The sequence below is a fragment of the Tenacibaculum sp. nBUS_03 genome, from assembly GCF_051201695.1.
In the GTDB taxonomy this organism is placed as follows: domain Bacteria; phylum Bacteroidota; class Bacteroidia; order Flavobacteriales; family Flavobacteriaceae; genus Polaribacter.
The window spans coordinates 913,549-933,779 of sequence record NZ_CP179214.1 but is presented as its reverse complement, the minus strand read 5'-3'; the positions used below and the strand labels follow the sequence as shown (position 1 = coordinate 933,779).

Here is a 20,231-nt window from a genome sequence, read left to right as displayed (position 1 = left end):
GATTGCGAACAAATATACCAAAAAAAGAAATTTTATTTTTACCGAACTAGCTTCATTGTGTAGGTTATTACTATATCATTATCAATTTTTAAGTGAAGATCATAATTCCTTTTTTTATTGACTTTAAACTTAAAAGTAATAATGTTATCTATATTTCTAAGGTTATAAATTTTATGATGCTTTTCATTTACTCCAATATATGATACTAATGTTATATTTTTTGTAGTAATTTTTTTCAATGTTTTAAACTTAAAAGTTACCTCTTCTCCTTTCTTTATTTCAATATTCATTTTTGAAGGAGTTATAGGTGCTATTTTATACTTAAAAGCTTCATCATAAATAAGAGGAGAAGTGATAAAATCCTGTTTTGAAATATTGGTGCCTAGTAACCATTTTTTATTTTGAGGATAATGATTTTTAGAAAATAAAGAAGGCTCAGTTAAAAAATACCCATCATTATAATCAAATATAAATGTATAAAATTCATTTGTATAACCACTAGATAAAGAAGGGTCACATAAATACCATTTGTTATTTAATTTTACTGCGTTCCAAGAATGATTTATAAGCTCAAAAGAATTAACGTTAGATGTTGATGTTCTACTATAGCCATTAATGATTTTACATTCTATATTGGAAAGTGAAGCAAGTTCTTTGATTAAATAAGCATATCCAGTACACATTGTTTTTTGTTTTTCTCGTAGTCTCATAAAAACTCTTGATGTTATGGACTTATTCCAATTGTAAAGAGCGATACTATCGTTTTTGAGTCGTTTTCTTTTTCTTATTATTTTACGAGAAAGGCTATAGTCACCTTTAATATTTGATGTAACCCAAAGGTAAATAGCTCTAAACTTTTCTATATCACTTGTTAATTTAGAAGTAAGTTTAAAAGAAAGTTGAGGTAAATTATTTAATTTTTCGTCTTTGTATGTCTTAACTATACTTTCAATCTTTTTAAAGTTTATGTGTTTAAAATCAGAAACTTGGGAGTGTGCAAAATAAGATAGGTTAAAAAAAATAATGAGTAAAACCTTCTTCATAGCAATTTAGTTTTATTTCTTTTTAGATGAAAATGTTTTCTTTATAGCAACTTCTCCTACAAAATAAATTTCGCCTAATATATTATCGTCATTCATTTTCACTTGTATAAGTTTTTTAGATGCAACAATCTTGTTTGTAATGATAACCTCTTCTGTTTTCATTCCTAGAAAACTAAATATTAAAATGTCTCCTTTTTTTAGTTGTTTAGGAAATTCAAAATTGCCATCAAAATCTGTTTCAGTGCCTATTTTTGTGCCTTTCAAAAGAATACTAACACCAGGTAGTGAGCCTGACTCATCTTTAACATTACCTTTTATAGTAACTCCATTATTGTGTGATTTAAGTTTAAATTTTTTGTTTTTTTGAATTATTATTTCTGTTGGCTGTTTACATTTTTGAGCGTTTGCCGTATTTGGAATAAATAATGATATAATTGTTAAAGCTAATCCTCCAATTAAACTTTGTTTTTTATTTAAATATGCAGTTTCAGAATATGTTTTTAATTGGTGTTTTTTTAATCTTCCACAAGTTTTTTTAGAATCATTATTTTTAAAATAATTAATGATTTCTTTGGAATTCATTTTAGTAAAATCGATAACGTTTTTTTCACAAGTACCACAAAACCCGCCAGAATTAGTTGGTGTAAATTGATTAAAGTCTTCAGAGCAAGGTTTGTTAATTCCTAATGTAAATTGATTTTTCATAATTTTTTTATTTTAATTGATTTTTAATCAAAACTATATTTTATTCTAGATTTTTAAAATCAATAATTAGGAAAAGATACTTCTTGATGAGTAAAGTGTAAGTTTTAAAGAGTCAACCTTTTTTAACTAACAAACCTCTTTGAAAATAAATCAAAGAGGTTTGTTTAAAGAAAGTCAATTTTTGGTTATTTTTTAATAAATTTTTTAATAGCTACTTTATTGTTGTCTGCTTTTATCTTCAATAAATAAATACCTTCAGCTAAATAAGAAATATTTAGTTCAGGTTTTTTAGAAGTTATCATTACTTTACCTAACAAAGTAGTTAATTTAATTTCATAAATTTTATAAAGAGAATTAGATTTAATTTTTATAAAATTCTTACTAGGATTTGGGTAAATACTAATAGCTTCATTTAACGTTTGGTCATTAATGTTTGCAGTAGCGCTACAATTTTGACTATAGGAAGCAGTATTGTCTTTATACCACTTGTCATTATTGATGGTGTTTGCAAAAGAAACATTGTCAACTTGAATACACGTTAAATCGGGGTTGTTTACAACCTGTAACCCTTTTAAAGAAGTGTTATTTCCATTTGCTATATTTAACTTTTTTAACTTATTTTCATTTAAGTATAATTCACTTAAAACCTTACTATTTGTTACATCTAGAGATTCTAATAAATTATTATATAAATTTATGTAATCTAATTTGCTGTTATTTGATAAATCTAGGGTTTTTAATTTATTAGCTTGCGCATGTAAAGATGTCAATGACTCACAATTTAAAATATCTAAGTCAGTAATTTTATTGTTAAAAATCCTTAATTCTTCTAGTCCAATATTAGTGCTTAAATCTAAATAAGTTAGTAAGTTACTTTCAATACTAAGTTTTTTTAACTCAATATTATCAGTTAAGTTTATCTCTTTTAATTGATTATTATTAAGATTTATACTATTTAGTTTGTACAGTCCTTCAATATTTATTGTCGCTAAACTGTTATTATCAACATGGAGTTTAGTGATGTTTTTAAAAGCTTTTATTCCTTTTAAATTAGAAATAGATAAATTATTAGCATATATACCGCCCGAATATTTTTCAGCCTCTCCTACTTGAATCTCATTGTCTCCATTTAAATTTATATAAGATTTTTTTAATAAATAATCTTTAAAATTAGCATCAGGTATGTTTACAATTTCATTAAATTTTGTGCAATTACTACTATAACTTGTGTTAGAGTTACTTTGCCATCCATATCTGTTTATAACAGTATAATTAGGGTCTATTTGTATGCAAGATAAAGCAGTATTGTTTTTGGTATGTAAGTATTCCAAATCATCATTATTTCCATTAGCTACATTTAAAGAAGTTAATTTGTTATTATCAATATATAAACTAGTTATATGAGGGTTCAAACTTACATCAAATACAGAAATTAAATTAGAAGAACAGTTTAAGTATTTTATTTTTTTATTAGCTGATATATCTAAACTAGTTAGCTTATTATTACTTACATTAATGTATTCAATATCATTTAAGTTAGAAGTATTTATTTGACTTAATTCATTTTGATGTAAATCAATATTTTTAAGTGATGTATTTAAAGTTATAGTTTTTATTTTATTTTCATAAGCTTTTAAATTTGTTAATAAGGTATTAGAGCTCAGGTCTAATTGTTCTAATAAATTATTAGAAACATCAACTTTAGTTAATTTTGTATTGTTTGTTAAGTTTAAAGAGCTTAGTCTATTTTCATTTAAGTTTAATTCACTTAAAACCTTACTATTTGTTACATCTAGAGATTCTAATAAATTATTATATAAATTTATGTAATCTAATTTGCTGTTATTTGATAAATCTAGGGTTTTTAATTTATTAGCTTGCGCATATAAAGATGTCAATGACTCACAATTTAAAATATCTAAGTCAGTAATTTTATTGTTAAAAATCCTTAATTCTTCTAGTCCAATATTAGTGCTTAAATCTAAATAAGTTAGTAAGTTACTTTCAATACTAAGTTTTTTTAACTCAATATTATCAGTTAAGTTTATCTCTTTTAATTGATTATTATTAAGATTTATACTATTTAGTTTGTACAGTCCTTCAATATTTATTGTCGCTAAACTGTTATTATTAACATCGAGTGCAGTGATGTTTTTAAAAGCTTCTATTCCTTTTAAATTAGAAATAGATAAATTACTAACATATATACCGTCCGAATATTTTTCAGCCTCTCCTACTTGAATTTCATTGTCTCCATTTAAATTTATATAAGATTTTTTTAATAAATAATCTTTAAAATTAACATCAGGGATGTTTACAATTTCATTAAATTTTGTGCAATTACTACTATAACTTGTTTTAGAGTTAGTTTGCCATCCATATCTGCTTATATCAGTATAATTAGGGTCTATTTGTATGCAAGATAAATCGTCATTGTTTTGCGTTTGTAAGTAGTCCAAATCATCATTATTTCCATTAGCTACATTTAAAGAAGTTAATTTGTTATTGTCAATATATAAGCTAGTTATATCAGGGTTCAAACTTACATCAAATGCAGAAATTAAATTAGAAGAACAGTTTAAGTATTTTATTTTTTTATTAGCTGATATGTCTAAACTGGTTAGCTTATTATTACCTATAGAAAGATGCTCAATATCATTTAAGTTAGAAGTATTTATTTGACTTAATTCATTTTGGTATAAATTAACTCTTTTAATTGATGTATTTAAAGTTATAGTTTTTATTTTATTTTCATCAGCTTTTAAATTTGTTAATAAGGTATTAGAACTCAGGTCTAATTGTTCTAATAGATTATTAGAAACTTCAATTTTTGTTAATTTTGTATTGTTAGTTAAGTTTAATGAGCTTAGCCTATTATTAGAACAATATAATTCAGATAAATCAACACACTTTGTAATATTTAAATTAGTTAAAAGGTTGTTTGCACATCTTAAATTAGCGATTTTTGAATTTTTAGTTAAGTCTAATGTGCTTATTTTATTGTTGTTAATTATAACTTCTGTTAATTCGATATTTTTACTTAAATCTAAAGATGATATCTGGCTATCTGTAAAGTATAACCTTTTTAATAAAGTAGCGCCAGTTAGATTTAATGAAGTTAAATTACTACCAGTACAAGTAAGCTTTGTTAATTGAGGCAGGCTATTTGGTAAAAGTAAAGTGTTTAATGATAGAGAACTATCTCCACAAGAAATAATCTGCAAATTTTCATTTTTAGTTAAATCTAAAGAAGTAATAGCATTAGCATGACAAAATACTTTTAATAAATTAGTGTTTTTTGAAACATTCAAATTAGTTAATTTATTATTTACACAGTATAAATTAGCCAATGCTGTATTGTTAGTTAAATCTATATTGGTTATTTCATTATCTGAAAACACTAAATTACGTAATTTAGTGTTTTTTGAAAGATTTAGGCTTGTTAGTTTATTATCAGAACATGATAATCCTGATAGGTTGGTAAAGTGCTCTATTCCATTTATGTTATCGATGTTTTTATTAGATATTTTCATATATCCTTGGAAGTTTTCGGCCTCTGAAACTTGAATTTCACCATCTCCATTAGTATCAATAGTAGGACTATGGCTAAGTAGAGCTTCTTTAAAATTAGCATCAGGTATAGTTACAATATCATTACTTGTATTGTTAGGATCAAAAACTTTTACGTCGTCAATTAAAATATTAAAACCTTCACCGTTATAGGTGGCAGTTGAAATACTAAAGTCGTATTCTCCAGTTTGATCAGGAGTGAATTTTTCAACAACGGTAGTCCAATTATTATTGGTAGCTAGTCGGTTGCTAGAAATAGTTGAACTACTTCCTGTTTTTATAATTTTTAAATTTATGGGATGCATACCCCCATAGTTTGAATCAACATATTTATACTTAAAAGTAACAGTATACTCAACACCATTTTCCATTGGTATTTTAGTGAAAACTTTAGGTTTTATGTTATCATTGGGAACAGTTAAAGATGCTGAAAAATTTCCTTCTTTAAAGTCTGCACTATTTCTTGATACATTATTTTCAGTAGTCCAATCGTTTAAAGTTGTGTTGTTGGTCCAATTTTCAAAACCTCCATTAGTAACTAAATTGGTTTGAGAAAATAATGGATAACTTAATAGAATTAAAAGAATTAAAATGTAATTTTTTTTCATAAGATTTGTAGATTAAATATTTAGGGACGGCAAAAATAAATATTCTGTAGTCTTTTAAACAAAAAAGAAGAAGCTTATACTAAAATAGCTTCTTCTTTTTATAAAAAGTATTGTTATATACTAGTTACTTATGGGATATTCAGGTATTTATGAGTTTGTAAAGAAATACGCCATTTCGGATTATTCATTACATAATCAATAATCAAAGGGGTCATTTTTTCTTTCTTACTCCATTCAGGTTGCAAAAAGAGGTTACATTTTTCTCCAACTTTTTTAGCTTGATCTTCGGCAAACTTAAAATCATTTTTATTATGAATAATCATTTTCAGTTCATCTGCTTCTTCATATGAACGTTTTAATGGTAATTTGTTTTTTTTGGGAGATAAGCAAAACCAATCCCAAGTACCAGAAAAAGCATAAGCTCCAGAGGTTTCAATATGTGTTTTAATACCTTTTTCTTGAAGTTGATTAGTGATGTAATCCAAACTCCACATTAAAGGCTCTCCACCAGTTATAACAACAGTTTTTGCATATTTACTAGTGTTTTCAACAATCGTGTCTGTATGAGTAGGAGGATGTAAATTGGCATCCCAACTTTCTTTAACGTCACACCAGTGGCAACCAACATCGCAACCGCCAATACGAATAAAATAAGCAGCAGTTCCAGTATGCGCCCCTTCTCCTTGGATGGTATAAAACTCTTCCATTAGTGGAAGCATTTCACCTTTATTTATCAACTCTTGAATCTCTTTTTTCAACATAAGGTTGCAAAGATAGTCAACATTAAAAATTAATGAATGTTTTTTGCTATTTTTACATGTTTTTTACGAATGAACTTCAAAAAAATATGAGTAAAACGGAAGAATTTTATAAGTATATAAATGACGGTTATACATGCAAAGGTGATTATATAACCCTGGGAGCAGGCATGTTAGGAGAAGATACGGTGACCGATGCATTGGTGAATATTCCTTTGAAAATGCTAAATCGCCATGGGTTAATTGCTGGAGCAACTGGTACAGGAAAAACAAAAACATTGCAAGTTTTGGCTGAAAACATGTCAGAAAAAGGTATTCCTGTTTTATTAATGGATGTAAAAGGTGATTTAAGTGGATTAGCTCAAGCTAGTCCTGGTCATCCAAAAATTGATGAACGTCATGAAAAAATAGGTGTGCCGTTTAATGCAAAAAAATTTCCAATTGAAATTTTAACCATCTCCGAGCAAAAAGGAGTTAGGTTGCGTGCTACTATATCTGAGTTTGGCCCTGTTTTACTTTCAAGAATTTTAGATTTAACAGAAACTCAATCAGGTATTGTTGCTATTATTTTTAAATATTGCGATGATAACCAATTACCGCTATTAGATTTAAAAGATTTTAAAAAAATTCTCCAATTTGTAACAAATGAAGGAAAAGATGAGATTAAGGCTGAGTATGGTCGAATTTCAACAGCAAGTACGGGAGCAATTTTACGTAAAGTAATAGAGATAGAACAGCAAGGTGGAGAACTGTTTTTCGGAGAAAAGTCGTTTGAAGTAGATGATTTAACTCGTATCGATGAAAGTGGAAAAGGAGTTGTTTCTGTGTTGCGTTTAACAGATATCCAAGATAAACCAAAATTGTTTTCAACTTTTATGTTGCAACTATTGGCTGAAGTTTATGAAACATTCCCTGAGCAAGGAGATAGTGAGCAACCTGAGTTAGTTATTTTTATAGATGAAGCTCATTTAGTATTTGACGAAGCATCAAAAGCGTTATTAAGTCAAATTGAAAGTATTATAAAGTTGATACGATCAAAAGGTATTGGGTTATATTTTGTAACACAAAACCCTAAAGATGTTCCTGAAGATGTTTTGGCGCAGTTAGGTATGAAAATACAGCATGCTTTACGAGCTTTTACTGCTAAAGACAGAAAAGCTATTAAATTAGCAGCAGAAAATTACCCTGATTCAAAATATTATGACACTAAAGAGGTGTTAACTCAATTAGGAATAGGAGAAGCTTTAGTTTCAGTGTTAAATGATAAAGGAATTCCAACACCGTTGGCTAGAACTATGTTACGGGCACCAATGAGTAGAATGGATATATTAACAGAAAAAGAAATTGAGGAAGTTTTAGATAATTCTAAATTGATTTCGAAATACAACAAAACTGTTGATAGAGAAAGTGCTTATGAGTTGTTAAATGAAAAAATAGAAAGAATAAATAAACAAAAAACAGAAGAAGATAATTTTAAAGAAAGAGAAAAAATAAGAAGAAAATCATCTTCTAGAAATAGAAGTACACGTATGAATCCTATTATAAAAGTACTAACAAGTGCAACGTTTATTAGGAGCGTGTTTGGAATATTAAAAAAAGTAATGTAGAAATATAATTTCTTAAAAGGAAAAAACGTTATAATTAAAATAAATTACATGATAAAACTATATAAACCATTAGCTATAGCATTAATTTCTGTTGTTTTTATACAATGTGGTAAAAGTAAATATGATATTGCTAAAGGCAAAGTGGGGGAGCTAACTGTTAAAACTACTATACAAGAAGTAGATAATCTTTTTGCTAAAGATTCTGTAGTAAAAATATTGAGTGAAGGCGCTAAAGGAAATAATTTTTTTCAAGACGATGATAAGTATTTAGTCTATGAAAAAGGGGGGAAACATTTGCTTACAATTATACCTAAAGAACAATTAGATTCAACATCAACAATTAAAAGTATTGAAATTTTTGATGATAGATTTAAAACAAAAACGGGCTTAAACATCAATTCTACTTTTCAAGAAATAAATGCTAATAATAAAATTAGCAAAGTTGAATCATCTTTTTCATCCGCAACCTTGTTTATAGATGAGTTAAACGCTACTGTAGCAATAGATAAAGAAGACTTGGGACTTAAAGAGTTTAGTACACAAAAAGTAAGTATTGAGCAAATTCCTGATTTAGCTAAAATTAAATCATTAACCATTTGGTTTAACTAAAATATAAAAAGTCGAAACACAGTTTCGACTTTTGTTTTTTTATGAGTAAAAAATACACAATTCAAAAAAGTCCTTTTGTAGTACCAACTTCAGATGGCAAATTAATTGAAGAACACTTTGGAAATGCTACAGATAAAAACGCTGAATTAAGCATAGCGCATATGGTGGCACCAGCTGGTTGGAGTGAGCCTTTTCAAACTCCAAAATTTGAGGAATATACCTATGTTATTAGAGGTAAAAAACAATTTAATATTGATGGAGATATCGTTGTTCTTAAAGCTGGACAATCTATAAAAATAGAGAAAAATGTTCGTGTTCAGTATTCAAATCCTTTTGATAGTGAATGTGAGTATTTAGCTATTTGTTTACCTGCTTTTTCTATGAGTTTGGTTAATAGAGAATAAATGAACTAGTATCAATCACTATGTTATGTTATTCGGGATTTATTATGTTTATTATGGAATCACTAGCCTTCCCTTTATTGTCTTGATAAAATTTTAACCATTTATCCCATGTTTTTTTTCTCGAATTCACTTCATTTACAGTAATTGTAATCGATTCAATTTGTTGTTTAGTAGGGATATATCTTTCAATCTTTTCTTTAATGATTACTACTTCTGTTTTTTGTCCTTTCGGGGTTGCATTTTCTACTTTTATTGTACGTAATGAGTGTGATTTTAAAATACCGTATTCATTAAAATATGAAATACTTATATCTATTAATATATTGATTTTATGATGCTTTCTTTTAAGTTTTACATTTGTATAGTTATACAGATAGTTGTCAAACTTTAAGACCTTAAACAAGTTTTTACCATATGGAGACTCATGGAAAGAAAAACTTAATAACAGATTATTTTTGTTAGTATCAGGAAGCATAGAAAAGTTACGATACACTAAAATTTTATCAGTTAATAAATTATTGTTTTTCTCTTTTGGAAAATTAAGTACGTTAAAGATTGCTGTATTACTTTTGGCATATTTTTCAGGTTTATAGATAAGAGAGCTTAGCTTGTTAATAATTTTAGGAACCATAAAATTTGCTAATTTGATTCCTAGAACACTTTTGTTACTTTCTAAATTTTTAAGAGAATCATATTTTTTAGGTTTGTCTTTTAGTTTAATGAAAGAAGCAGATTCTATTCGACCAATAGTTTTAATACTATTATCTTCAAGGTAATAGTGGGTAGTAGTTTTTTTATTTTGAGCAACAATGAAATTGCTTATAAAAAAAACTATAAAAAAAGGTTTGAAAGATTTCATAAATGTTTTTTTTAATGTTAGTTGTTTTTTAGAGGATTATTTTTTTATTAAATATATTACCTTTGATTTACTCTTTCTTTTTTTGGTAAATATCATTTTTTCTAATGTTTTTACAACCCAGCTTGTATTTATTAGATTGATTATGAGGTTAAAATTAAAAGTAAGAATGTTTGCTGATTTGAAATAAATGGAATCATTTTTGAAAGTATTTTAAATTCCATTTCTTAAATAAATATTAAGTAGTACCAGTATTTTTTAGTACAATACTTTATGTATGATTAAATTGTATTCGTTGGATTTCCCTTAACAAAAAGTTCACTAATTAAGATGATAGAAAATAATAGTTAAACTGAATCTTCTTATTTTATTGTGTTTATCAAATGTAGTATAACTATTTGTTAATCAAAATACCTACAATTAGGTATTTTTCCTGAGAAGACTTATGATAAGTAAAGTTTTTTGGACGGTCAGTTTTAAAGTAGCTATTGAATTGTTGAATGCTAGTTTCAATACTCAAATTCTCAACCTTCTATTTTTTTTATGATTGGAAACCATTATTTACTTACTATTATTACTGTATGAGTACTCTTATACAGTAATAATAGTAAGTAAAATTCCTAGTAATATGGCAGTGAACTTTTGAAAGTTAAATTTGTGGTTTTCTGAGCCTTCAAATAAAATAATAGTAGAAATATGTAAAAATATACCAATAGTAAAAGCAGTAATTTCTGAGTGATATTTTGTGAAAAAAGTAATTTTTTCAGAAATAAAAACACCTAACGGACTCATCAAAGCAAATAATCCTAAAAATAGAACCATCATTTTTTTTGTGTATTTAGTTTTTATTAAAAACGTAGTTAAAATAACTGCAATTGGTATTTTATGAATAAAAATAGCCCACAAAAGATTGTGTTGATGACCTTCATGTTCGTGTATTGGTAGACCTTCTGAAAACGCATGAATACATAAACTAATAAATAATAGCCAAGGAAACTTATCTTTATCTGAACGAACATGTACATGTCCATGTTCCGCACCTTTGGAAAATGATTCTAATACAGATTGTATTAGAATTCCTCCCAAGATAAGAATACCAATTAATTTAATATTAGTATTTTCAGTATATACCTCTGGAAGTAAGTGTAATACAGTAACAGATAATAAATAAGCACCACTAAAGGCAAGCAATAACCTTACAAAGGTATTGCTAGGTTTTATAAATAAAACAATTAAAGAGCCTAATAAAACAGATAGTATTAATAATATATAACTCATTTAGCAATCAGTATTAATCTGTCAGAGGTTTTTTTGTTAAAATTTTGTAGAGAATAATCACCAAAAATATGTTTAATTTTTAATCCAGCACTTTCAAAATAAGCTTCCATCTTTTCTAAAGTTAAAAATTTAACTTGCTCGGTATAGTTATGTTTTTTATCGTTGGCAAAAAATGAAATATGTTTTAATATAAAACCATTTTTTATCTCTTTTTTAATAATAAATTTAATTCCATCAATAGTTTTTGTTTCTTCTGGAATTAAATTAGCTTTTACTTTTTCAACATTTAAAAAATCGAGAACTAAAACACCATCTTTTTTTAATCCGTTTTTAAAATTTTCTAAAATTAAGATGTCATCATTATCATCTTCAAAATAACCAAAACTTGTAAACAAGTTAAAAATAGCGTCGTATTTATTTTCAATGGGTTTACGCATGTCCCATACTTCGAACTCTAAAGAGTCATTTTCAAATTTTTTAGCATGTTGAATACTATTGCTGCTTAAGTCACCTCCTATAACCTTGTAGCCTAAGGAGTTGAGAAAAACAGAGTGTCTTCCTTTGCCACAAGGAACGTCAGCAATAAAGCTGTTTTGTTTTAGTGTTAAGAAAGAAGTAATATTGCGCATAAAAAAATGTGCATCAGTATCATTTCTATGTTTATATAACACATGATAGTAAGGTGTATCAAACCACGAACTAAACCAATCTTTTTTTGTATCCATAATTATAGAGTCAGCAAAAATAATGAAATCTTACGTTTTATAAGATGAAAGAATAAAAATTCATAAGTAGATAAAATAGCAGTACTTTTGTAACGTAATTTTATAGGTATACATGGAGAAAGATTTTAAAATGACAGCCATAACAATGGCAGGTTTAGAAGGTGTTTTAGCAGATGAACTACGTAAACTAGGTGCTCAAGAGGTTAAAGAAGGAATAAGAAATGTAACTTTTAGAGGAGATAAAGGGTTTATGTATAAGGCAAATATTGCTTTACGAACAGCTATTAGGATTTTAAAACCTATAAAAAGGAGTAAAATTTTTGATGAAGAAGATCTATATGAGGCTATTCAACGTATAAAATGGGAACGATTTTTAGATGTAGAAGGAACCTTTTCTATTGGAGCAGTTGTAAATTCTAGAAATTTCACGACTAATTCACATTATATTAGTTTAAAGTCTAAAGATGCCATTGCTGATTATTTTGTGCATAAATACAAAAAGCGTCCTAATGTTGATTTAAAATATCCAGATGTAAAGATTCATATTCATATTCATAAAGAATGGTTAACCATTTCTTTAGATTCTTCTGGTGATTCTTTACATAAAAGAGGGTATAGAAGTGCTACTAATATTGCTCCAATAAATGAAGTTTTAGCAGCTGGTTTAGTATTATTATCTGGATATAAAGGGGAAGAAAACTTTATTGACCCTATGTGCGGTTCTGGAACTATTTTGATTGAAGCAGCAATGATTGCTAATCAAATACCTGCAAATATTAATCGTAAGCACTTTGCTTTTGAGAATTGGAAGGATTATGATGAGGATTTATATTTTGTAATTCAAGATTCTCTATTAAAGAAAATAAGAAGTTCTCATTTCAAAATTATGGGCTTTGATAAGGCTCCTTCAGCAGTAAGAAAAGCTGAACAAAATATAATTAACGCTAATTTAGATGAGTTTATAGGTGTTCATCATGTGAATTTCTTTAATTCTAAAAAAGAAGTGTTTGGTAAAACTACTATTTTGTTCAATCCTCCTTATGGAGAACGATTAAATATTGATGTAGAAGAGTTTTATGGAAAGATAGGAGATACATTAAAACATAATTATGGAAATTCTACAGCTTGGTTAATTACTTCTGATATACAAGCTTTAAAGCATGTGGGTTTAAGAACCTCAAAAAGAATACCACTTAAAAATGCTGATTTAGATTGTCGTTTTGTAAAGTATGAATTATACGAAGGAAGCAAAAAAGCTAAAAAGAATTCCTCGTATGAGGAATAAAAAAGGCCGTTGTATATTTACAACGGCTTTTTTTATAAAGTTTATCGTTTGCTTTTTAACAAATACTTACCAAAACTTTTTCCATTTATATCAGTGTATTTAGAATCAATATCATAAGCAACTTCCATATTGGTTATATCAAACTCTCCTGAAACCTTAGTGTACTTAAGGTTTAAATCTTCCTTAAATATTACATTATTAAAAGAAACACCATCATTAAACTCTGTATATTTAAATGTAGCAGATTCATTAAAAACGGAGTTTTCAAAACTTACGAATTGATTGAAATCAGAATATTTAAAAGTTGCAGATTCCTCGAAAAAAGTATTTTTAAAAGAAATATGTCTATTAAATTTAGCATATTTAAAAGTGGTGTCGCTATTAAATTTAGAACCAGAAAAGTCAGCATCTCTTTCAAAATCTGAATATTTAAACATTGCCTTTTGCTCAAAAACACAGTTCTTAAAAATTGCGACACTTTCAAAGTTAGCTATAAAAGTATAACCGCTATCTTCATGAGGGATGTAAGCTAGTACATCATCTTTAAATGTGCAGTTTTTAAAAATTATTTTATTGATAATTTGTTTTTCTATAGTGTTTGAACCTCCGTTATTCCACCAACGACGTCTTTTTGGTAGCTTAGGTAAAGCTTTATCCATAAAAGTAAAGTCTAGAACTCCTTCAATAATAGTGTTAGAATATTCAATGACGTTACCGTCTTTTATATCTCTCATTATATCTGAAGCACTGATTGTTTTTTGACTAAAAGTGATTGTTGAAAAAAATATAACGGTTATGATAGTAAATATATTTTTCATAAGTGTTGTTTTAATGTTTATGTATAAAAGACAGTTATTTTTTTAAAACGTTACACATTATAAATAAAAACAGCATTTAGAGAACTAAATGCCGTTATATAGATATGATTTTTTTTAAAAATCTTAGTTCACTGAGTCGCTTAAACCAGCTCCTGCTTTAAACTTAACAACGTTTTTAGCAGCAATTTGAATTTCTTTACCAGTTTGAGGGTTTCTTCCTGTTCTAGCAGCTCTTTCAGATACAGACCAAGTTCCCCATCCAACTAAAGCAACTTTGTTTCCTGATTTCAAAGATTTAGTTACGTTAGAAGTTAAAGAATCTAATGCAGCTTTAGCAGCAGCTTTTGAAATTCCTGCGTCAGCAGCCATAGCATCGATTAAATCTGATTTGTTCATAATTTAAATGGATTTTAAAAATTAATTAATGTTTTTTGCTTAATAAGCTCAACAAATATAGACGGAATGGGGTATTGTGCAACATTTGATGCAAAAAAAAAGATGTTTTGTTAATAAAAAGGCTCTAATTGTTAATAACCCTGCTTGTTTATTTGTTGAAAACTATAATTACCTTATAAGTAAAGGGCTACAGAGCTATTGCTTCATTAGAAAACTGATAACCGTTTAATAAACTTTTAGAGTCCATTAGTTTTTTTCCTGATAGTTTGATTTGATCAACGATTAAAAAACCATCTTTAACGGCAATTTTTAATGATGATTTTGTAGTGATAATTTTCCCGTTTTTATAATCATGAGACAAAAACTCTTTAGAAACTTTGTAAATTTTAGCTGAAATTTCCTCTTCATTATTATGAATTTTAGTCCATGCAGCTGGGTAGGGATTTAGTCCTCTTATGTGGTTGTATATTTCATTTAATGATTTAGACCAGTCTATTTTACAATTATGAGGAAATAATTTATAAGCTGATTTATCCTCTAGTTCAGGTTGTTTGGTAGTTTTAACATTACCATTGGCTATTAAATCAACAGTTTCTTTAACTAATTCAGCACCTAAATACATGAGTCTATCATGAAGTTCACCAACAATTTCTTCGTCTTGAATGAATGTTTCTCGTTGAAGTATAATTTCACCAGTGTCTATTTTATCGTCAATAAAGAAAGTTGTAACTCCAGTTTTAGATTCGCCATTCATTATAGCCCAATTAATAGGAGCAGCCCCTCTATATTCTGGTAATAATGACGCGTGTAAGTTAAATGTACCATATTTAGGCATTGCCCAAACAGATTTTGGTAACATTCTAAAAGCGACTACAATTTGTAAATTAGCATTTAAATTTTGTAGAGCTGTCTGAAACTCTTCACTTTTTAAATTTTTAGGCTGAAGAATCGGTAAGTTTTTAGATAACGCATATTTTTTTACGGCTGATTGATTTAATTTTCTTCCTCGTCCTGCAGGTTTGTCAACTGCGGTTATAACTCCAGCGATAGTATAATTATTTGTAACTAAATGCTCTAATATGGTTACAGCAAAATCAGGAGTTCCCATAAAAACAATACGTAAATCTCTCATTATTTTATAAAGTATTTATTGTAGTTTGTAATACCAATTATTTCATTGGCGAGTAATTTTCGCAAATGTATTAAAATGTCTTCTTCTTTTTCTTTTACTAAGGCACAGATATCTTTAGAAGATAACTCTTTATGCTTTTTTATTGTAGTAATTATTATCTCAGTAATATTTTTAATTACTTTTTTATTTTTCAAACAAACGTCACAAATCCCACATTTTTCAGAAGTTTTTTCATCAAAATAATGTAATAGCTGAATGTTTCTGCAAAGTTTATTGTTTTCAACAAACGAAGCAATGTCATTAACTTTTTGTTTTTTTTGTTTAAAATAAGATTTTATATTTTTTGAAATACGATTAATAATGTAATCATCTTCTCTAGGAAGTAAAAAGAATAATTCAGTGTTTTTGGTTGCTTTTTTATACTCTAAATACTCTTTTTCTACTAAATCATCTAAAAGGCTTACAACTTTTGTAGAGGTAATTCCTGCTTTTTTTGCAATATAAAATTCATTTATCTTAACAGGTTGCTCAAATACACCTCCATAAATTCTTAATAAAGCTTGAATGAATTTTTTAGTGGTTATACTATGTTTTGAATAATTAATAATTTGTTTACTAGTAGCAACAAACTGAATAGTTGATTTTTGCTTAAAGTTTGAGTTAAGTGATATAACTCCATTGTTATTTAAAAGCTGAAGTGCATTTGATACTTTGTTAGGAATAAAATTATATTTATTAGAGAAAGCTAAGAAATCAAAGTCGAAAGAAGATTCAATAAGTTCTCCTCTTGATATTTGAAAGTGTTGGTATAACTTTTTATGAATAACTTTAATTTCGTTTACTGTTGGATATTGTTTTTGTTGAAATTCTTTTAGAGAATTAACATCACTTTTATTAGTTAGTACTACTGAGAACGCTTTTTTACCATCACGTCCAGCTCTACCAGCTTCTTGAATATAGTTTTCTAATGATAAAGGTAAGTTTATATGAATAACAACACGTACATTAGGCTTGTCTATTCCCATTCCAAAAGCATTTGTAGCTACCATAATAGGAGTCGATTCTGATATCCAGTTTTCAAAAGAGATTTGTTTCTCAAGTAAAGAAAGACCTCCGTGATAAAAACTACTTTTAAATCCGTTAGCATTTAAATAAGCACTAATTTCTTTAGTTTTATTTCTAGAAGAAACATATACAATAGCAGGTGCTTTTATTTTATTGAAAATTTGGTTGATTTTAAATAATTTATCTTCAGTATTAAAAACTTGATATGCTAAATTTTGTCTATTAAAAGATTTTTTAAAAAGATTACTGGATTTTAATTTAAGGTAAGAATCAATATCAGCTATAACTTTATTAGTAGCAGATGCTGTTAAAGCTATAATGGTTGCTTTGGGGTGTATTTCTCTTAAAATTGAAATATTGACATAGGAAGGGCGAAAATCATGCCCCCATTCAGAAATACAATGCGCCTCGTCAATAGCAATTAAATTAACGGTTAATTGCTTGATTTTGTTTTGAATAAATTTTGATTGTAATCGTTCAGGAGATACGTACAAGAATTTATACTTCCCAAAACGAATATTATCAAATAATGTGATGATATCGTCTTCGGAACTACCTGAAGGGATCGTGATAGCCTTAATTCCTCTTTTTGTTAAACTTTCAATTTGATCTTGAATAAGAGCAAGTAATGGAGAAACCACAATGCAAACACCTTCATTTATAAGTGCAGGAATTTGAAAGCAAATAGATTTACCTCCTCCTGTAGGTAATAAAGCAATTGTGTCTTCGTAATCTAAAACAGAGTTTATAATCTCTTGCTGTGGATACCTAAATGAAGTATACCCCCAATATTTTTCAAGTATATGTATGGCTTTATTAGACATTGTTTGTCAACGAGTGTAAAATAAAATCACATCGTTCTTTAACAGTGCCAAAAGGAACATCAATTATTGTATACCCAACTTCTATATACGTTTCTCTCAAGTAACGATCTATTTTAACAGCTTGGTCAAAAGTTTCATAACGCTCATTATCAGATTTATAAATTTCTTTCCAGGGAGCAAGCATAAAAACTTTGTCGTATGTACACTGATTACTCTTTTCTATATATGTTTTAGGGTAATCAGTTCCTAAATAATTCATATAAGCATGAACATCAGGAACTCCTCTATCAAAAAAAATAATTTCACTTTCAGATTGAGTCGCATCTATATATTGTTTCTCTCTTCCCTCAAGCAGCATCTGGCTAAAAAGTAAAGGTTGATCAAGAAAGAGTTGGTCAATGCCTTTTTTCTGAGCGTTTAAGGTAACTTCTCTAGATATTTCAGGCATACATTCATATCCTCTTTTAATAAACTCTTTTAAAACAGATGACTTCCCAGTACCAGGGCCACCAATTAGAACTATTTTTTGTTGCATCGTGCAAAAATAAAAGTTTCAATTTATAAATTTAATAAATAGTGTAATTTTGTGCTTTATCAGTTTGAATAAATTTTCTGATAAAAAAATATGATAAATGAAATAATTATGGCAGATAGAGAAGCGTTTTATAGTAAATTAAAATCACAATTAGAGGATACAACTAGTTTTCCAACAAAATATTTATATAAATTTATCGTTCCAACAGACGGTAAACAGGTAGAAGAGGTGCAAAGTTTATTTAATGATGGAGGTGCTGTAATCAATACTAAAAAATCTAGAACAGGAAAATATGTTAGCGTTTCAATACATTTGACAGTTAAAAGTTCAGAGGAAGTGATTTCGTATTATAAAAAAGCAGAATTAATTAAAGGGATTATTTCTTTATAAAATAACAATTTATGAAAAAACAAGTTTTATGTATTACTATTTTATTTTGCTGTTTAGCTATTGTTGGGCAAAATAATAAAGAATTGTTTAGTGTTAATAAAAAGACCGTATCTGTTTCAGAGTTTAAAAGAGTTTATGAAAAAAACTTAGGATTGGTTGTTGATGAAGATTCTAAAGATATTGATAAATATCTCGATTTATATATAAACTATAAATTGAAGGTAAATGAGGCTTACGCTTTGGGTTTAGATACTGTAAGCGCATACAAAAGAGAGTTAGAAGGATATAAAAAGCAATTAATTGCGCCTTATTTACAAGATCAAGAGTCAATTAATAGATTGGTAAAAGAAGCTTATTTTCGAGTTAAAAACGAGGTTAAAGCAAGCCATATACTAGTTAGGCTGCCTAAAAGAGCTAGAAGTAGTGATACATTAAAAGCTTACAATAAAATTATTGAGATAAGAAATAGAGTGGTTTCAGGAGAATCATTTGCTAAGGTTGCAAGAGAAGTTTCTGAAGATCCTTCTGCAGAATTTAATGGAGGGAATTTAGGGTACTTTTCAGCGTTTAAAATGGTGTATCCTTTTGAAGATAACGCTTATAAAACTAATTTAAATGGAGTGTCAAATCCATTTAAAACTAGGTTTGGGTATCATATTTTAAAGGTAACTGGGAAAAGAAAATCAAAAGGTGAGTTTGAGGTAGCTCATATTTTGGCTCGAGATAGGTCTATTGTTGGTAAAGCAAAAATAGATTCGTTGTATAAAAAAATTAAAAATGGAAAATCTTTTGAAGAAATAGCGAAGAAGTATTCAGAAGATGTAGGTACTGCTCAAATAGGAGGTAGACTTCCAAAGTTTGGTACTGGTAAAATGGTTGAAGATTTTGAGAAAAACGTATTAAAATTAAAAATAATAAATGAGGTAAGTAAGCCTTTTAAAACTAAATTTGGATGGCATATTGTAAAACTAGTAAAAAACTACCCCATTGCTTCTTTTGAAGAGATGAAAGTATCAATTGAAAAAAAGATTAAAAGCTCTGATAGGCTAAGGGTATCTCAAACGGCTGTTTTAAATAAACTTAAAAAAGAATATGATGTAAGAGTTTATGATAAAAATTTAGAACTTTTTACTAATAAGTCAATAGATGAGTTATCAAAAATGCAATTAGCTCAAGATAATGTACTTGCTATAAATGATAAAAAAATTAAACAAAAAGCCTTTTATGATTATATTAAGTATAGAAAAAAAGAGGATGTTACATTATTATTTGAAAGATTTAAAAATGAAGAAATTTTTAATTATTTTAAAGAAGATTTAATAAACAGGGAACCAGAATTTAGGCATACTCTAACAGAATATAAAGAAGGTTTGCTTTTGTTTGAGTTAATGCAACAAAAAATATGGAATAAGTCAGCTAATGACTCCATAGGTTTACAACGGTTTTTTGACGAAACTAAAGAGAAATATAAACAAAAAGAACTAGAAGACGTAAAAGGAGAAGTAATAAGTGACTATCAGAAAAAATTAGAAGATGATTGGATACAAAACCTTAGGAAAAATAATGTTATTAGGATAAGAAAAAGAGAAGTGAAAAAATTAAAACAAACATATAATCAATAAT

At 27.5% G+C, this 20,231-nt stretch carries 18 protein-coding genes; 6 read left to right on the top strand and 12 right to left on the bottom strand.

Annotation, left to right across the window (positions count from 1 at the left end; translation table 11 throughout):
• Positions 1–38 precede the first annotated feature (38 nt).
• From ACMFBB_RS04275 to ACMFBB_RS04260, 4 genes are all read right to left on the bottom strand, one after another.
• A complete protein-coding gene (locus ACMFBB_RS04275) occupies positions 39–1,043 on the bottom strand; it encodes a transglutaminase domain-containing protein (RefSeq protein ID WP_435263226.1) in 1,005 nt (334 codons plus the stop codon).
• A 12-nt stretch (positions 1,044–1,055) separates the two neighbouring features.
• Complete coding sequence (locus tag ACMFBB_RS04270) at positions 1,056–1,748, bottom strand: carboxypeptidase-like regulatory domain-containing protein (RefSeq protein WP_435263225.1); 693 nt, start codon at positions 1,746–1,748, stop codon at positions 1,056–1,058.
• Between the two features lie 185 nt (positions 1,749–1,933).
• Entirely contained in the window at positions 1,934–5,926 is a 3,993-nt protein-coding gene (locus ACMFBB_RS04265; protein ID WP_435263224.1) for a T9SS type A sorting domain-containing protein, read from the bottom strand.
• Positions 5,927–6,054: 128 nt separating this feature from the next.
• The gene (locus tag ACMFBB_RS04260) at positions 6,055–6,687 is read right to left on the bottom strand and encodes a 7-carboxy-7-deazaguanine synthase QueE (protein WP_435263223.1); all 633 of its coding nucleotides are present in this window, start codon (positions 6,685–6,687) and stop codon (positions 6,055–6,057) included.
• A gap of 86 nt (positions 6,688–6,773) precedes the next feature.
• Between ACMFBB_RS04260 and ACMFBB_RS04255 the strand changes: the two genes are divergently transcribed.
• The 3 genes from ACMFBB_RS04255 to ACMFBB_RS04245 are packed head-to-tail and all read left to right on the top strand — an operon-like array spanning position 6,774 to position 9,304.
• Positions 6,774–8,291 (top strand): helicase HerA-like domain-containing protein, encoded by a 1,518-nt coding sequence (locus ACMFBB_RS04255; protein ID WP_435263222.1) that lies wholly within the window; start codon positions 6,774–6,776, stop codon positions 8,289–8,291.
• Between the two features lie 48 nt (positions 8,292–8,339).
• Positions 8,340–8,900: a hypothetical protein gene (locus tag ACMFBB_RS04250; protein ID WP_435263221.1), complete on the top strand. Its 561-nt coding sequence runs from the start codon at positions 8,340–8,342 to the stop codon at positions 8,898–8,900.
• A gap of 41 nt (positions 8,901–8,941) precedes the next feature.
• Positions 8,942–9,304, top strand: coding sequence for a cupin domain-containing protein (locus ACMFBB_RS04245; protein WP_435263220.1), 363 nt, complete (start codon positions 8,942–8,944; stop codon positions 9,302–9,304).
• Between the two features lie 28 nt (positions 9,305–9,332).
• On the opposite strand, the gene ACMFBB_RS04240 is transcribed toward ACMFBB_RS04245, so the two are convergent.
• The 3 genes from ACMFBB_RS04240 to ACMFBB_RS04230 form a co-directional block, all read right to left on the bottom strand.
• Positions 9,333–10,163: a hypothetical protein gene (locus tag ACMFBB_RS04240; RefSeq protein WP_435263219.1), complete on the bottom strand. Its 831-nt coding sequence runs from the start codon at positions 10,161–10,163 to the stop codon at positions 9,333–9,335.
• A 588-nt stretch (positions 10,164–10,751) separates the two neighbouring features.
• Positions 10,752–11,438 (bottom strand): ZIP family metal transporter, encoded by a 687-nt coding sequence (locus ACMFBB_RS04235; protein ID WP_435263218.1) that lies wholly within the window; start codon positions 11,436–11,438, stop codon positions 10,752–10,754.
• Positions 11,435–12,163, bottom strand: a complete 729-nt coding sequence (locus ACMFBB_RS04230; protein ID WP_435263217.1) for a class I SAM-dependent methyltransferase — start codon at positions 12,161–12,163, stop codon at positions 11,435–11,437. Before ACMFBB_RS04230 ends, ACMFBB_RS04235 begins: the two co-directional genes overlap by 4 nt.
• A 112-nt stretch (positions 12,164–12,275) precedes the next feature.
• On the opposite strand from ACMFBB_RS04230, the gene ACMFBB_RS04225 reads away from it, so the two are divergent.
• The gene (locus tag ACMFBB_RS04225; RefSeq protein WP_435263216.1) at positions 12,276–13,448 is read left to right on the top strand and encodes a THUMP domain-containing class I SAM-dependent RNA methyltransferase; all 1,173 of its coding nucleotides are present in this window, start codon (positions 12,276–12,278) and stop codon (positions 13,446–13,448) included.
• A gap of 41 nt (positions 13,449–13,489) precedes the next feature.
• On the opposite strand, the gene ACMFBB_RS04220 is transcribed toward ACMFBB_RS04225, so the two are convergent.
• From ACMFBB_RS04220 to ACMFBB_RS04200, 5 genes are all read right to left on the bottom strand, one after another.
• Complete coding sequence (locus ACMFBB_RS04220) at positions 13,490–14,266, bottom strand: pentapeptide repeat-containing protein (RefSeq protein ID WP_435263215.1); 777 nt, start codon at positions 14,264–14,266, stop codon at positions 13,490–13,492.
• A gap of 123 nt (positions 14,267–14,389) precedes the next feature.
• Positions 14,390–14,662: an HU family DNA-binding protein gene (locus tag ACMFBB_RS04215; RefSeq protein ID WP_093871695.1), complete on the bottom strand. Its 273-nt coding sequence runs from the start codon at positions 14,660–14,662 to the stop codon at positions 14,390–14,392.
• A gap of 187 nt (positions 14,663–14,849) precedes the next feature.
• Positions 14,850–15,794, bottom strand: coding sequence for a methionyl-tRNA formyltransferase (fmt, locus tag ACMFBB_RS04210; protein WP_435263214.1), 945 nt, complete (start codon positions 15,792–15,794; stop codon positions 14,850–14,852).
• Positions 15,794–17,683, bottom strand: a complete 1,890-nt coding sequence (locus ACMFBB_RS04205) for a RecQ family ATP-dependent DNA helicase (protein ID WP_435263213.1) — start codon at positions 17,681–17,683, stop codon at positions 15,794–15,796. The genes fmt and ACMFBB_RS04205 overlap by 1 nt, the downstream gene beginning before the upstream one ends.
• On the bottom strand, positions 17,676–18,218 hold the full coding sequence (locus tag ACMFBB_RS04200) for an AAA family ATPase (protein ID WP_435263212.1): 543 nt from the start codon (positions 18,216–18,218) through the stop codon (positions 17,676–17,678). Before ACMFBB_RS04200 ends, ACMFBB_RS04205 begins: the two co-directional genes overlap by 8 nt.
• Before the next feature lie 90 nt (positions 18,219–18,308).
• On the opposite strand from ACMFBB_RS04200, the gene ACMFBB_RS04195 reads away from it, so the two are divergent.
• Both ACMFBB_RS04195 and ACMFBB_RS04190 read left to right on the top strand, forming a co-directional pair.
• Positions 18,309–18,608: a DUF493 family protein gene (locus tag ACMFBB_RS04195; RefSeq protein ID WP_435263211.1), complete on the top strand. Its 300-nt coding sequence runs from the start codon at positions 18,309–18,311 to the stop codon at positions 18,606–18,608.
• Positions 18,609–18,619: 11 nt separating this feature from the next.
• Positions 18,620–20,230, top strand: a complete 1,611-nt coding sequence (locus tag ACMFBB_RS04190; RefSeq protein ID WP_435263210.1) for a peptidylprolyl isomerase — start codon at positions 18,620–18,622, stop codon at positions 20,228–20,230.
• Position 20,231 lies beyond the last annotated feature (1 nt).